The 13,533-nt window shown below is 72.3% G+C and carries 15 protein-coding genes; 2 read left to right on the forward strand and 13 right to left on the reverse strand.

What is annotated here, in order from left to right; genetic code table 11:
* Positions 1 to 13: 13 nt before the first annotated feature.
* The 10 genes from AC5L30_RS30180 to eno all read right to left on the reverse strand — a co-directional run bounded on the left by AC5L30_RS30180 (position 14) and on the right by eno (position 8,007).
* Positions 14 to 727, reverse strand: a complete 714-nt coding sequence (locus AC5L30_RS30180; protein ID WP_494871433.1) for a uracil-DNA glycosylase — start codon at positions 725 to 727, stop codon at positions 14 to 16.
* 19 nt (positions 728 to 746) lie between these two features.
* The gene (locus AC5L30_RS30185) at positions 747 to 1,433 is read right to left on the reverse strand and encodes a dienelactone hydrolase family protein (RefSeq protein ID WP_112671006.1); all 687 of its coding nucleotides are present in this window, start codon (positions 1,431 to 1,433) and stop codon (positions 747 to 749) included.
* A gap of 199 nt (positions 1,434 to 1,632) precedes the next feature.
* A complete protein-coding gene (locus AC5L30_RS30190; protein ID WP_494871435.1) occupies positions 1,633 to 2,217 on the reverse strand; it encodes an LppU/SCO3897 family protein in 585 nt (194 codons plus the stop codon).
* Between the two features lie 130 nt (positions 2,218 to 2,347).
* Positions 2,348 to 3,379 carry an HAAS signaling domain-containing protein gene (locus AC5L30_RS30195; protein ID WP_494871437.1) on the reverse strand — a complete coding sequence of 344 codons (1,032 nt, stop codon included), beginning with the start codon at positions 3,377 to 3,379 and terminating at the stop codon, positions 2,348 to 2,350.
* A complete protein-coding gene (locus tag AC5L30_RS30200) occupies positions 3,376 to 3,708 on the reverse strand; it encodes a PadR family transcriptional regulator (RefSeq protein ID WP_238660956.1) in 333 nt (110 codons plus the stop codon). Before AC5L30_RS30200 ends, AC5L30_RS30195 begins: the two co-directional genes overlap by 4 nt.
* 165 nt (positions 3,709 to 3,873) lie before the next feature.
* A complete protein-coding gene (locus AC5L30_RS30205) occupies positions 3,874 to 4,818 on the reverse strand; it encodes a Ppx/GppA phosphatase family protein (protein ID WP_494871479.1) in 945 nt (314 codons plus the stop codon).
* A 106-nt stretch (positions 4,819 to 4,924) separates the two neighbouring features.
* Positions 4,925 to 5,461 carry an amino-acid N-acetyltransferase gene (locus AC5L30_RS30210; protein ID WP_494871439.1) on the reverse strand — a complete coding sequence of 179 codons (537 nt, stop codon included), beginning with the start codon at positions 5,459 to 5,461 and terminating at the stop codon, positions 4,925 to 4,927.
* A complete protein-coding gene (locus AC5L30_RS30215; RefSeq protein ID WP_238660960.1) occupies positions 5,458 to 6,015 on the reverse strand; it encodes a DUF501 domain-containing protein in 558 nt (185 codons plus the stop codon). Before AC5L30_RS30215 ends, AC5L30_RS30210 begins: the two co-directional genes overlap by 4 nt.
* Positions 6,016 to 6,049: 34 nt before the next feature.
* Positions 6,050 to 6,688 carry an FtsB family cell division protein gene (locus AC5L30_RS30220; RefSeq protein WP_494871481.1) on the reverse strand — a complete coding sequence of 213 codons (639 nt, stop codon included), beginning with the start codon at positions 6,686 to 6,688 and terminating at the stop codon, positions 6,050 to 6,052.
* Positions 6,689 to 6,723: 35 nt separating this feature from the next.
* A complete protein-coding gene (eno, locus tag AC5L30_RS30225; RefSeq protein ID WP_030328795.1) occupies positions 6,724 to 8,007 on the reverse strand; it encodes a phosphopyruvate hydratase in 1,284 nt (427 codons plus the stop codon).
* Positions 8,008 to 8,220: 213 nt separating this feature from the next.
* On the opposite strand from eno, the gene AC5L30_RS30230 reads away from it, so the two are divergent.
* Both AC5L30_RS30230 and nudC read left to right on the forward strand, forming a co-directional pair.
* A complete protein-coding gene (locus AC5L30_RS30230) occupies positions 8,221 to 8,913 on the forward strand; it encodes a hypothetical protein (RefSeq protein WP_494871441.1) in 693 nt (230 codons plus the stop codon).
* Between the two features lie 155 nt (positions 8,914 to 9,068).
* Positions 9,069 to 9,830, forward strand: coding sequence for an NAD(+) diphosphatase (nudC, locus tag AC5L30_RS30235; protein ID WP_494871443.1), 762 nt, complete (start codon positions 9,069 to 9,071; stop codon positions 9,828 to 9,830).
* A gap of 21 nt (positions 9,831 to 9,851) precedes the next feature.
* Here the strand turns inward: nudC and AC5L30_RS30240 are convergent, their stop codons facing one another.
* The 3 genes from AC5L30_RS30240 to AC5L30_RS30250 all read right to left on the reverse strand — a co-directional run bounded on the left by AC5L30_RS30240 (position 9,852) and on the right by AC5L30_RS30250 (position 13,323).
* On the reverse strand, positions 9,852 to 11,471 hold the full coding sequence (locus tag AC5L30_RS30240; protein WP_494871445.1) for a DUF885 domain-containing protein: 1,620 nt from the start codon (positions 11,469 to 11,471) through the stop codon (positions 9,852 to 9,854).
* A gap of 107 nt (positions 11,472 to 11,578) precedes the next feature.
* Complete coding sequence (locus AC5L30_RS30245; protein ID WP_494871447.1) at positions 11,579 to 12,565, reverse strand: nucleoside triphosphate pyrophosphohydrolase; 987 nt, start codon at positions 12,563 to 12,565, stop codon at positions 11,579 to 11,581.
* Between the two features lie 2 nt (positions 12,566 to 12,567).
* Positions 12,568 to 13,323: a hypothetical protein gene (locus AC5L30_RS30250; RefSeq protein WP_494871449.1), complete on the reverse strand. Its 756-nt coding sequence runs from the start codon at positions 13,321 to 13,323 to the stop codon at positions 12,568 to 12,570.
* Between the last annotated feature and the right edge of the window lie 210 nt (positions 13,324 to 13,533).

Consider the following 13,533-nt stretch of genomic DNA (forward strand, 5'->3'; position numbering starts at 1 on the left):
CCCACGCGTCGTCTCAGTCCACTCCGGCCAGCTGTTTAGCCTGGCCGAAGACGTCGTCCAACATCCCTGGTGTCAACCGCCCGGTGAAGGTGTTCTGCTGACTGACGTGGTAGCAGCCCAGCAAGTCCGGAGCGTTCGTGCCGGACCAGTGTGCCCCATGACCGAACGCCGGTCGCGGGCTGGGCGGGCGCTGCCCGTACACCGCACGGAGCACCGGCCACCACGCGGCCCAGGCGAACGCGCCCAGCGCGACCACGACCCGCAGCGTGGGCCGGATCAACGCGACCTCGCGGTGCAGCCAGGGTGCGCAGGTGTCCCGCTCCGCCGGGGTCGGCTTGTTGTCCGGGGGCGCGCACCGGACGGCCGAGAAGATGCGCAGGTCCCGCAGGGTGAGCCCGTCGTCGGCGGCGACGCTGGTCGGCTGGTTGGCCAGCCCTGCCCGGTGCAGCGCGGCGAAGAGCACGTCACCCGACCGGTCGCCGGTGAAGATCCGGCCGGTGCGGTTGCCACCGTGGGCGGCGGGTGCCAGCCCGAGGATGGCGATCCGCGCGTCACCGGTGCCGAGGCCCGGCACCGGCCGACCCCAGTACTCCTGGTCGCGGAAGGCGGCCCGGCGGGTGCGAGCCACCTCCTCCCGCCATTGGACCAGCCGTGGGCAGGCGAAACAGTCGCTCACCGCCGCGTCGAGGTCGGCCAGGTCGGTCGCCCGCGCTGCGCGGGCGACCACCTGTGCGGGGGTACGCGTCTCAGCCAAGCTTGGCCCGGAAGAGTTCCAGGGTGCGGGCCCAGGCGCTGGCGGCGGCGCGCTGGTCGAACGCCTCCGGCCGGTCGTCGTTGAAGAAGGCGTGCGAGGTGCCCGGGTAGTCGTAGAGGTGGCAGTCCCCGCCGGCCTCCTCGATGGCCCGGCGCGCGGTCTGTACGCCCTCGTCGGCCGAGGTGCCGTCCTCTTCGGAGCAGTGGATGACCGCTGCCTTCCCGGCGTAGTCGGCCCAGTCGGGACGCATCGACTCCCAGGGCAGCACGGGATAGAAACCGGCGGTGGCGACGATCCGCTCGGAGATGGTGGCGGACCAGAGGGCCAGGCTGCCACCGGCGCAGAAGCCCACGGCACCGACCTTACCGGTGACCTCGGGCCGCCCGGCGAGATAGTCGGCCGCGCCGGCGATGTCCTTCGCCGCCTCGTCCATCCGCATCGCCAGCAGAAGCCGCTGCGCCTCGTCCGGTTCGCTGGTCGTCTCACCGTGGTAGAAGTCGGGTGCGAGGGCGACGAACCCGGCCTCGGCGAACCGGTCCGCCACCGACCGGATGTGCGGGACCAGGCCCCACCATTCCTGGATGACGATGACGGCGGGGCTGGCCGTGCCGCTGGCGGGTATCGCGAGATACCCCTCGCTCGTGCCCCCGTTGCTGCGGTAGCTCACCATTTCGCCCATGGGCCGTCCTCCTAGCGGTCAGTCATCGTTGGCTGGTCGCCCAGTGGTCCTACGTGCCGGTAGCCTGCCACGCCACAGGGCCGTCGGGAAGACGCCGGAACAGTGGCATTCACCTCCTGTTCGCCCCCCGGTGACTCCGGGTACGCCGACGGCGGCGGGGTCCGCCCCCGCCGCCGTCGATACCGAATTACCGCTGTGGTCAGACCTTCTTGGTCAGGCAGAGCACATAGCCCGTCTTGCCCGGCTCGATGCTGGAGAAGATGTACCCCTCCTCGCCCTCCTCGAAGTACTGGGTGCAGGTGGTGTCGGACTTGGCCTGAGCCTCGCTCTGGCCGTTCACCCGACCGACCACGTTGTACGCCGCGTCGGTGGAGGTGCACTCGACGACCTTGGCGCCGTCGACCTCCTCCTGCTCGGTGCCGGTGACCTCGGGCAACTCGGCGATGCAGTCACCGGCCTTGGCGTCCGCGGTCTCGTCCTTGTTGAAGTAGTTGCCGACCGCCGAGACGACACCGAACTTCAGGCCGGCGATGACGACGACGGCGAGGATCGCGGCGACGATGCCGAGGGCCTTCTTCGCACCGGACTTCTCCGCCTTCGGCTCGCCCGCCGGTGGCGTCTCGACAGCCGACTGCGGCGCGGCAGGCTGCGGCTCGCCCGCCGGTGGCGTCTCGACGCCCGGCTGCTGCGCGGCAGGCTGCGGCTCGGCCGCTTGCGGCGTCTCGACGGCCGGCTCAGGGGTTGCGGCGTCGGGCGCGGGGGGCGGTGCGACCTGCTCTGGCACGGGGGTTCCTTCCGAGGGGTTGATGAGCAGACGACACCGTAACGATCATTGATTTCCGGTGTCGTCCCGCTCGCCTCGTCCGTTCAGCTATTTCCCAGCTTCACCTGCATGATCCAGTTCACACCCCGGTTCAGCGCGTCGGCGTGGTGGTTGGCGCCTCGCTCGGCGGCAGACCGGTCGGCAGCGGCGTCCCGGTCGGCCCGGGTGTGCCGCTCGGGTCCGGCGTGGTGCTCGGGTCCGGCGTGATGCTCGGGTCCGGCGTGCTGGTCGGGTCCGGCGTGCTGGTCGGCGACGCGGGCGGGAAGGGCGCGCCCGGTGCGCGGGGCACGAAGGGCGCCTGCTCCGGGCAGTACGGGTACGCCCGCAGCGCCTCCTTCACATAGGCGCCTTCCGAGCAGTCCGGGTAGCCGAGCCGGATCGGATTGCCGTTCTGGTCGAAGAGCCGGGCGTTCTCCACCAGTCGGCCCTCGCTGTCGTAGACGAAGACATCCCGGACCCGGTCGTACTGGCTGTCGACCGCGGTCTGGTCGTAGCCGTAGTCGCCGTAGCGCATCCGGTCCTCGGCCTGGATCAGGGCGGCGAACGCGAAGACCACCAGCACCACGCTGCCGACCTGCACCGCCGAGCGCGGCCACCGGGTCAACTGAGCCGAGCGGCGGCCGATCCAGATGGAGGCGAGCACGAAGCCGACCAACATGATGATGCCGGCGAGCAACTCACCGCCGAACCTTGGCAGCAACCCGAAGCTGCCGCCGGTGCTGATCACCGTGACCAGCATCGCCGCCAGGTAGCCCCGGAGCACCCACCAGCCGGGGCGCAGCAACTGGAGGAAGTCGCTGGCCGTCGCGTACCCCAGAGGTGGGCCGAGACGGGTGTCCATGGTGCGCAGCCGGCCGCGGACCCGGGCCATCGCGCTCGCCACCCGCTGGTCGAGGTTGCGCCCACCGCCCGGCGCGGCGCCGGCCGCGGCGCGCAGCTCGGCGGCGTACGTCTCGGGCTCGCCCAACCGCTCGACCAGGGTGCCCTCGGACTCGGCGGCGACCTCGGTGAGGTGGTCGGCGAGATCCTCGGTCAGCTCGTCGCGTTGCCCGGGCGGCAGGTCGGCCAGAGCGGCCCGGACCCGCGCCACATAGTCGGTGATCTCCTGCTCCGCGACGGTCATGCCGCCACCCCCCGATCGTCGAGCAGACTGTCCATGGTGGTGGCGAACGAGCGCCAGAGTTTGCCGGAGCGGGTCAGCTGGTCACGCCCCGCGGCGTTGAGTGAGTAGTACTTGCGGTGCGGCCCGGATTCGCTCGGCACGACGTAGGTGGTGAGCAGGCCGGCGGCGAAGAGGCGGCGCAGCGTCCCGTAGACCGAGGCGTCACCGACCTCCTCCAAGCCGGCCTCGCGAAGCCGGCGCAGGATGTCGTATCCGTAACCGTCCTCCTCTCGGAGCACGGCCAGGACGGCCAGATCAAGCACGCCCTTCAGCAACTGTGTGGTGTCCACGCATTGCACACTAGTGCGTAATGCGAAGTAGCGTCAACGAATCCGCCGCGACGCGCCGGGCAGGCGGGACGCGGCTGGGCTTTGATCGACTCGATTTTCAGGAAGTCGAGGCATCCCCGCTGCTCGGACACCCCGATGTCAATGACGGCGAGTCGATCAAGCCGGCTAGCGCGCCGTGGCTGGCTGGAGGCTCCAGGCGATGCCGTCGAGGATGTCGTGCTCCGAGGCGACCACCGATGGCATCCCGGCCCGCTCCATGATCACGCGAAGCACCAGCGCACCCGCGCCGATCACGTCGGCCCGGCCGGGGTGCATCACCGGGTTCGCCAACCGCTGCTCACGGGTCTGACCCAGCAACTCCGCGGTCACCCGGGCGACCTCGTCGTACGACACCCGGGCGTGGTGGATGCGCTCCGGGTCGTACTCCCGTAGGCCCTGAGCGAGCGCGACCACGGTGGTGACCGACCCGGCGAGGCCGACCAGGGTGGCCGCCTCGCGACCGGGCACCACGGCGAGCGCCCGGTCCACCACCGCCGCGATGTCGGCCTGCGCCGCCGCGACCTGCTCGGGCGCCGGCGGGTCGCCGGGCAGGTGCCGCTCGGTCATCCGGACACAGCCGATGTCCACCGAGATCGCCGACCGCACCCCGGCGGCCCGGTCACCGACCACGAACTCGGTGGAACCACCGCCGATGTCGACGACCAGGAACGGCTCCTTCGCGTCGGCGGGCAGCCCGCGCACCGCGCCGGTGAACGACAGCCGGGCCTCCTCGTCGCCGCTGACCACCTCGGGCGCGACACCGAGGGTGGCCCGCACCATCTCGGTGAAGTCGGCGGCGTTGGCGGCGTCGCGGGAGGCCGAGGTGGCACACATCCGCACCCGCTGAACGCCCAGCTTCTCGATGTCGGCGGCGTACGACGCCAACGCCACCCGGGTCCGCTCGATCGCCTCCGGCGCCAGTCGGCCGGTGCGGTCCACGCCCTGCCCCAGCCGGACGATCTCCATCCGCCGGGTCAGGTCGACCAGCGGCGCCTGCGGCCCGGCCGAGGCGTCCGGCAGGTCGGCGACCAGCAGCCGGATCGAGTTCGTCCCACAGTCGATGGCCGCCACACGCGTCGTCACGGCAGCAACCTTACGGCAGGACGGGCAGCCACCCAGCGGCTTGGCCGCCCGTCAGCCCTCGTCGGCCCCGCCGGCCACACCCCGCACGGGCTGATTACAGGCGCAGCAGCATCCGGGTGTTGCCCAGCGTGTTCGGCTTGACCCGCTCCAGGTCCAGGAACTGCGCGACACCCTCGTCGTACGAGCGCAGCAGCTGCTCGTAAACCGGCTGCGGCACCGGAGCGCCGTCGATCTCGCGGAAGCCGAACGAGCCGAAGAACCGGGTCTCGAAGGTGAGTGCGAAGATCCGCACCACGCCCAACTCCCGGGCCGCGTCGATCAGCTCACCGACCAGTCGGTGACCGATGCGCCGGCCCCGGCAGGACGGGTCCACGGCCACCGTGCGGATCTCGGCCAGGTCCTCCCACATGACGTGCAGCGCGCCGCAGCCCACCACGACGTCGTCGTCGGCGCGGACCGCCACCCGGAACTCCTGCACGTCCTCGTAGAGGGTGACGGTGGCCTTGCTCAGCAGCCGACGGTCGTCGGTGTAGGTGTCGACGAGCCGCCGGATGCCGCGTACGTCCCCGGTGCGGGCCCGCCGCACCAGGATCTGTGTCTCGGGCGCCGAGGACCCGGCCTGCCTGCTCATTCGCCCGCCGGCACGTCCACGCACGGCCCCGCCGACCACCAGGGCTCGACCAGCTCCAACGTCTCGTCGCCGAACGGGTTCACCCCCGGGCCGGCGCCCAGCGCGTGACCCAGGTGCACGTGCAGGCACTTCACCCGGCCCGGCATTCCGCCGGCCGAGATGCCGGCGATCTCCGGCACCTCGCCGATCGCCTCCCGGCGAGTGAGGTAGTCCTCGTGCGCGGCCCGGTAGTGGGCCGCCAACTCCGGGTCCGTCGTCAGCCGGTCCGCCATCTCCTTCATCAGCCCCGCCGACTCCAGCCGGCTGCACGCCGCCGTGGCCCGGGGGCAGGTCAGGTAGTAGAGCGTCGGGAACGGGGTGCCGTCGGCGAGACGGGGAGTCGTCTCCACCACGTCGGGAAGGCCACACGGGCACCGGTGGGCCACCGCCCGGGTGCCCCGGGGCGTCCGGCCGAGCTGCGCGGCCACCGCCGCCAGGTCGGCCTCGGTGGCCGGCTCCCGCTGCGGCAGGGGAACGGAATCCGCCGCCGGCTCCGACGGTGGTACGACAGTCACGGTGCCCATCTCTCCTGGGGTGCTGGTCGGTGGCTCACTTGCCCGGTTGCTGGCTGTCCGCCGCCTGCACGCTCGACCAGAGCGTGTCGTACCAGGTCGTCGGCCCGGCTGGCGCGGTCGAACCGGCCGACTTCCCGGCGTCGCGAGCGGCGCCCTCCGGGTCGTGCAGCACCACCATCATCTTCTCGCCGGGTCGGCCCATGAAGAACCGTTCCCGAGCCTGCGTCTCGATGAACGCCTTGTCCTGCCACTTCGCGGCCCGCTCGGCGAGCTTCGCGATCTCCCGCTCCTGCACCGCCTGGGCAGCTTCCATCCGCTCGATGTTGGCCTGCTGGTCCAGGTAGACCCGGACCGGATAGGTGTAGGCCAGGGCGAGCGCGATCAGGACCGCGAACAGCACGGTGGCCCGACCGGTGAAGCGACGGGGGTGGGGTGCGGCGAGCCGCTTCACGGCACCACCGGTGGCGGTACGCCGAGCGGCGGCCGGACGATTCGCGGAACGCACGCCATCGGCGCCCCGGGCAGCACCCGGCGCGCGACCGGCGGCGCGCGGCTCGGCGCGTACGCCGGCCTCCCGGACCGATCCCCGGGTGGCGCGCCCGCCGCCCGGCCGACCGGACTGACCCGGCCGGCGGGCGGGACGCTGACCACCCGGTGTGCGGCGCTGCTGCATCGTCGTCACACCCCTCCCCCGAGGCTTCGTGCGTCTCAGGCCGAACGGTAGCGCGGGAACGCGCCAGCGCCGGCGTAGCGCGCCGCGTCGGCCAGCTCCTCCTCGATCCGGAGCAGCTGGTTGTACTTGGCGACCCGGTCCGAACGGGCCGGCGCGCCGGTCTTGATCTGGCCGCAGCCGGTGGCCACCGCCAGGTCGGCGATGGTGGTGTCCTCGGTCTCGCCGGAGCGGTGGCTCATCATGCACTTGAAGCCGGCCCGGTGGGCCAGGTCCACCGCGTCCAGGGTCTCGGTCAGCGAGCCGATCTGGTTGACCTTGACGAGAACCGCGTTCGCCGCCTTCTCCGCGATGCCGCGGGCGATGCGCTGCGGGTTGGTCACGAACAGGTCGTCGCCGACGATCTGCACCCGGTCGCCGATCGAGGCGGTCAGCGTCTGCCAGCCGCTCCAGTCGTCCTCGGCCAGCGGGTCCTCGATCGACACGATCGGGTACTCGTCGGCCAGCTTCGTGTAGTAGGTGCTCATCTCCTCGGCGGACTTCGCGGCACCCTCGAACGTGTAGGTGCCGTTGTCGAAGAACTCCGTGGCCGCCACGTCGAGCGCGAACACGATGTCGGTGCCGAGCCGGTAACCGGCCTTCTCGACCGCCTCGGCGATCAGGTCCAGGGCCGCGGCGTTCGTCGGCAGGTTCGGCGCGAAGCCACCCTCGTCGCCGAGCCCGGTGGAGAGGCCCTTCTTCTTCAGCACCGACTTCAGCGCGTGGTAGACCTCCGCGCCCGAACGCAGCGCCTCCCGGAAGGTGGGCGCGCCGATCGGCGCGATCATGAATTCCTGGATGTCGACGTTCGAGTCGGCGTGCGCGCCACCGTTGAGGATGTTCATCATCGGCACGGGCAGGAGGTGCGCGTTCGGGCCGCCCAGGTAGCGGAAGAGGCTCAGCTCGGCGCTGCCGGCAGCGGCCTTCGCCACCGCCAGGGAGACCCCGAGGATGGCGTTCGCGCCCAGCTCCGACTTGCTGTCGGTGCCGTCGATGTCGAGCATCTTCTGGTCGATCAGCCGCTGCTCGCTGGCCTCGTACCCGATGATCTGGTCGACGATCTTGTCTTCGACGTTGGAGACCGCCTTCTCCACGCCCTTGCCCTGGTAGCGGTCGGCGTCACCGTCGCGCAGCTCGATCGCCTCGAAGGCGCCGGTGGAGGCGCCGGAGGGCACGGCGGCGCGGGCGACCGTGCCGTCGTCCAGACCGACCTCGACCTCGACCGTCGGGTTGCCCCGCGAGTCGAGAATCTCCCGGGCGACGATTCCCTCGATGGTTGCCACTAAGTCGCTCCTCGTTGTTGTGATCCGGTCCGTGGGTGGGCCGCGACGGTGCGGCTGAGGCAGGTGTTGAACGCAGCGTATCGGGCGGCGCGAACGGGCACGGCGTCGCCCGCGCACCCGAGTCGCCCCGCGCTGACGGACATTCCCGGATTTCCGGGCGTCAACCGGCAACGGGTTTGCGCTGCGCGGACCAGATCCACCAGGCTGGTCGCCATGCCCGCCGCCTCGACCACCCTCCGCATGCTCGCCGTGTCGGTCATCGCGTCGCTCACGGTCACCGGCTGTCAGACATTCGAGGACGCCGGAGTCGCCATGGGCCGCTCGGAACTCGTCAACGACCTCGCCGCCCGGCTCGATCGGGCACTGGAGTTGACCTACTCGGCCGACTACCAGCTGCCCGGCGGCCAGCGCGCCGCGATCGTGCAGGCACAGGACCCGGCGCGATCCACCTACACCTACCCGGGCGGACAACTCACCGTCACCCCGGAGGCCATCACCCGGTGCACGACCACCGGCACCCGCCCGCAGTGCACGCTGATCGCCCCACCCACCCCGGGCAGCAAGCCCACGGTGACGCTCTTCGGCGAGGCCAACCGGCAGGGCCTCGTCACCCCGCCGGTGGTGGTCGGGCTGCTCACCGCCGCCGCGCTCGACCCGCAGGCGGTGATCAAGCAGAGTGACACCACCGTCGCCGGGCACCACGCCGCCTGCGTCGCGGTGGAGAGTTCGTCCGGGGACTTCACCGCCTGCGTGACCACCGAGGGCGTGCTCGGCAGCTTCACCGGGCCGGTCGACGGCAAGCCGATGGAGCTGGCCCTGAGCAACTACTCCGCGACGGTCGACGAGGATGCGTTCGACCCGCCCGTCGGCGCCGGCGTCGTCGATCGCCGCCCCGGCGGCTCGTGACCGACCCGCCAGCCGCGCCCACGTCCGTCGCGCCGCCCGGCGGGTCAACGTCCGGAGCACCGCCCGGCGGGTCCGCGCCGGCCGCGCTGCCCGGCGGGTTCGTGCCAGGGGCCGATCGGAGCCGGCCTCCCGCCCCCGGTGACCTGGCCCTGCCGGTGACCGGCGCGAAGCTGCTGACCGGCGTCGACGGCCAACCCCTCCGCGTTGCCGACCTGCCCGCCGACACCGACTGGGTGCCGCTGGGCACGCTCGACGGAGTGCCCGCCTGGGGCGCCGACCTGGCCACCGTCGACGAGCTCCCCGGCCGGGCGCGCGGCTGGGCGTCACTCGCCGCCGAGGTGCCGGAGCCGCACGCCACGCTCGCCGGCCGGGCGCTGGCGGTGCTGACGTGGCGGCGTACCCACCGGTGGTGCGGCGCCTGCCGAGCGGAGCTGACCGACCTACCCGGCGAGACCGCCCGTCGGTGCCCCGACTGCGGCCTGTACGCGCCGATGCAGCTCTCCGCCGCCGTACTGGTGGCGATCACCCGGCCCGGCCCGCCCGGGCACGCTGACGAGTTGCTGCTGGTCCGGCACGCCAGCGGGCCGGTCGGCCTGTGGGCGCTGGTGGCCGGCTTCGTCGAGGCCGGCGAGACGCTTGAGGCGGCGGTGCACCGGGAGGTCGGCGAGGAGGTCGGGCTGGCGGTCGACCGGCTGGCCTACTTCGGCAGCCAACCCTGGGCGATCTCCGGCCCGGGCGTACTGCTCGCCGGCTTCACCGCCCGTGCCGCCGACCCGCGGGCCGAGCCGGTGGTCGACGGGCGGGAGCTGACCAGGGCTCAGTGGTTCCGCCTGGATGCGCTGCCGGCGGAACTGCCGCCCGCGTACTCCATCTCGCGCTGGCTGATCGACGCGACGGTGACGGCCGCGCGGCGCTGAACCGGCGCGGCCCGGCGTTCCTCAGAGACCGAGCAGGGTGCGCAGGTGGCGCGGGGGCGGGCAGTCGTGGGCCAGCATCGCGTCGTGCCAGTCGCGGACCGACACCCCGTCCGGGCGGGCGGCGGCGATCTCGGCCACCTCGCTGTACCCGACGAAGTAGGTGGAGAGCTGGGTGGAGGTGAGTTGCGCGCGCCGCCACTTGCCGGCCGCCTCACCCTCCTCCTGGAAGCCGCGCCCGGTCATCAACGCCATCGCCTCGGCCTCGGGCAGCTCCTCGGCGTGCACCAACTGGTCGAGCAGCGCGTTGATGGTCATCCGTAGTTGCATCTTGAGCTGCTGCAACCGCACCGGCAGACCGCCGAAGCCGAGCCCCGTCATCACCTCCTCCGCGTAGACCGCCCAGCCCTCGATGAACGGGCCGGACTCGGCCAGCGCGCGGACCCGCGTGCCACCGATGTAGCGGCGGGCGTGGGCGAGCTGGAGGAAGTGCCCCGGCATCGCTTCGTGCACCGTCAGGTTACGGATCATGTGGTCGTTGTACTCGCGGTAGAACGACTCGACCCGCTGCGCCGGCCACTCCGACGGGGTGGGCGCGATGCAGTAGAAGGTCGGCAGGGCGGCGCTCTCCAGCGGGCCGGGCGCGTCGCAGTACGCCACCGCGACCCCCCGGGCGAACTCCGGCATCTCCTGGATCACACACCGGTCGTCGACGAGGGTGACCAGGTCGTGTGCGCGGACGAAATCGGTCGCCTCGTCCAGGGTCACCCCGGCCAGCTCGACGATCGTCGCGTCGTTCGGGTGCTCGGCGGCGAGCAGATCCAGCGCCCGACGTACGGTCGCGTCGTCGGCCGGACCGCCGACCAACTCGACGGCCGCCTCACGGATCTCCGCGGTGACCCGGTCCAGGTTGGCCCAGGCGCGGCGCTGGACCTCGGCGGCGCCCAGCTCGGTGTCGAGGGTGTGCCAGAGCCGGGCCTCCCAGCGGCGCCGGCCCAGTCGCGGGTCACGTCCGGGGCCGGCATCGGCGGCCAGGCCGACGCGCAGCCAGGCGACGAACTCCTCCAGCGCGGCGATCGCGGCGGTGGCCGCCGGCTCGACCCGGTCGAGGTGGCTCGGCGCCTGGGCGAGCAGCGCCGGCAGCTCGTCGCGGATCAGGGCAGCCGCGCCGGTGAACTGCCCGACCGCTGTCTCCGCGTGGATCCGCGGCATGTCCCGCAGCGTCGCGCGGGCGGTGGCGAGGGCGTCCGGTACGGCGGCGAGCCGGCCGGCCAGTTGGGTCAGCCGCACCTCCGCGGGGGCGTACGGGCGGGCCAGCAGCGGGTGCAGCAGCGGGCCGGGGTTGTGCCGCAGCGGATCCCACTCGTGCGACCGGATCTCGGTCAGCTCGAACAGCTCCCGATCCACAAATGAGGTGAGCAGCGCGTGGTCGACCTGCTGCTCGACGTCGAGCGAGTCCGGGTCCAGTTCGGACAGTGCGTTGGCCGCGTCCGAGAGCATCGCCCGGTCGGCGGTCAACCCGTCGGCGGACAGGTCCGGCAGTCGGTCGTCGAACCGGTGGTCGCCCGCGGCGGTGGCAACCCCCGGCCGCGACTCCAACAGCGCCTCGACAACCCGCTCAGCCAGCACCCCAAACGCTTCCACCGCCCCACCCTACCGACCGCCGTGGGCTCCCCCGCCGGTTCCGCCCACTCCGTCGATCATGAAGTTGTCGCCGTCCACCTCGGCGTGTCGGGGCAATAACTCCATGATCACCGCAGGCTGGCGGGTGGGGATTCAGCTTGGCGGATGGCCTCGGCGTGGGCGAGGGTGGTGCGGCGGAGGGCTGCCTCGGGATCGACGCCGGCCTCGCGGGCCGCGGCTACCGTTGCCAGGAGATCGGCGCCCAGCCTTGCCTCGGGGTCGGCCTGGGCACCGGCCAACGGGGGTGGGACGTTGATGCCCCTGCGGGCGGCGCGGTCCATGATCTGCGCCGCCAGGGCCAGCGCGGGCTGGCTCAGGGCCACGCCGTCCAGCACCGAGTGCCGCGCCTTCTCCGCCTGCTTGATCCGCTCCCAGTTCTCGGTGATCTCCTCCAGGGTGCCCGCCTCGGCACCGGCGAAGACGTGCGGGTTGCGTCGGATCATCTTGTCGACCAGGCCACCGGCCACGTCGTCGATGGTCCACCGCTCGTCCTCGGGCAATTCCTCGGCGAGCCGCGCGTGCAGCACCACCTGCAACAACACGTCGCCCAGCTCCTCGCGCAGCGCATCGGTGTCGTCGGCGCTGATCGCGTCGTACGCCTCGTAGCTCTCCTCCAGCAGGTAACCGGCGAGGCTGCGGTGCGTCTGCGCCCGCTTCCACGGGTCGCCACCTGGAGAGGCCAGTCGATCCAGCACGGCCACCGCGTCGAGCAGCCGGGCACCCGGCGGATCCCACGAGCCGTACATCAGCTCCATCTCGGCCAGCCCCGGCTGCCGGGCCAGCCGCAGACCCAACTCCCGGGCCAGCGCCTCGTCACCCGCCGGGCCGGCCAGCCACACCACCGTGCCGTGCGTCGCCACCGCATCCAGCAACGGCTGCGTCGCCGGGCCGTCCACCACCGTGACCTCGGCGCCCGCCTGCCGCGCGGCCGTGACCAACTCGCTGTCCGCGCCGGTCAACACCGGGTGCTGGCGTACGACGTCCCAGGCCGCGGCCGTCAACAGGCCAGCGGGTAACCGGGGTGAGGTGACCAGGAGGACGATCCGTGCGGTCATGCTCAGCTGGCCGTGCCCTCGGCCTCCGGCGTCGCGGTCGGCCCCTCCGGGGTGGAAATGTCCGTGACCGCGTCGGAGGCCGGCTCACCCAACGGCACGCTCACCGCGGGGGCGTCACCGGAGAAGCTGAGCAGCGGGAACTCCAGCGGGCGGTACCGAGGGCTGACGGTGACGTCGTAACGACCGACCGCCTCGGCCAGGATCCGCTTGGTCGCCAGCGCGCCGCGTAGCTGCTCGCCGTCGAGCTGTTGGGCGGCGTCCGCGTCGGTCACCTCGGCCGGGATCTTGCCGGCCGCACGCCCGGCGGCGATCACGTCGGCGATCTCCTCCTTGGACGGCTCGACCGGCTCCGCCGGCAACCCGGACAGGCAGGTGAAGAGCTTCGCCACCTCCCGCACGTGCCCGGTCTCCGGGTCGAGGCCGAGCTGCTGGGCGGCCTGGTCGACCGCCACCTGGCCGCGCGCCTGGTAGTTCTTCTCGGCGGAGAGCTTCTCGCACACCTTGGTCAGCACCATGGTCCGAACCACGTCGGCCACCTTGGGCAGGGTCGGTTGCGGCGCCGCGGGCTGCCCGCTGGCAGCGGAGGACTCCGGCGCCGGGTTCTTCGTCCGCAGATCCTTCATCGCGGTGGTGACCTGAAGGTCGGTGATGCGCTGGTCACCGATGTAAGCGGCGATACCAGGCTCAGCACGGCAACCGGTAAGGGCGACGAGGCCGAGCGCCACAGTGGCGACGGCGGCAAGACGGCGAGCACGCATAGCCGTCACTCTCTCACGCCGTCACCCGAGGTTGTGACGCCCCCCACCTTCGCCCATCCCGCGACCAGGGACGGCGTGGACGCGCGACCGTCCCTGGTCGGAAGCACACCGCTGGCTCAGGCGCTGGCGCCCGCAGCGGCAGCGGTTCAGGCGCTGGCGCCCGCAGCGGCAGCGGTTCAGGCGCTGGCGCCCGCAGCGGCAGCGGTTCAG

The sequence above is a fragment of the Micromonospora sp. BQ32 genome, from assembly GCF_059358895.1.

Bases quoted from the DNA above. Each gene is read 5' to 3' on its own strand.
- AC5L30_RS30185 (WP_112671006.1), bottom strand. From the start codon at position 1,433: ATGGGCGAAATGGTGAGCTACCGCAGCAACGGGGGCACGAGCGAGGGG.
- AC5L30_RS30195 (WP_494871437.1), bottom strand. From the start codon at position 3,379: ATGACCGTCGCGGAGCAGGAGATCACCGACTATGTGGCGCGGGTCCGG.
- AC5L30_RS30210 (WP_494871439.1), bottom strand. From the start codon at position 5,461: ATGAGCAGGCAGGCCGGGTCCTCGGCGCCCGAGACACAGATCCTGGTG.
- AC5L30_RS30220 (WP_494871481.1), bottom strand. From the start codon at position 6,688: ATGCAGCAGCGCCGCACACCGGGTGGTCAGCGTCCCGCCCGCCGGCCG.
- AC5L30_RS30230 (WP_494871441.1), top strand. From the start codon at position 8,221: ATGCCCGCCGCCTCGACCACCCTCCGCATGCTCGCCGTGTCGGTCATC.
- AC5L30_RS30245 (WP_494871447.1), bottom strand. From the start codon at position 12,565: ATGACCGCACGGATCGTCCTCCTGGTCACCTCACCCCGGTTACCCGCT.
- AC5L30_RS30250 (WP_494871449.1), bottom strand. From the start codon at position 13,323: ATGCGTGCTCGCCGTCTTGCCGCCGTCGCCACTGTGGCGCTCGGCCTC.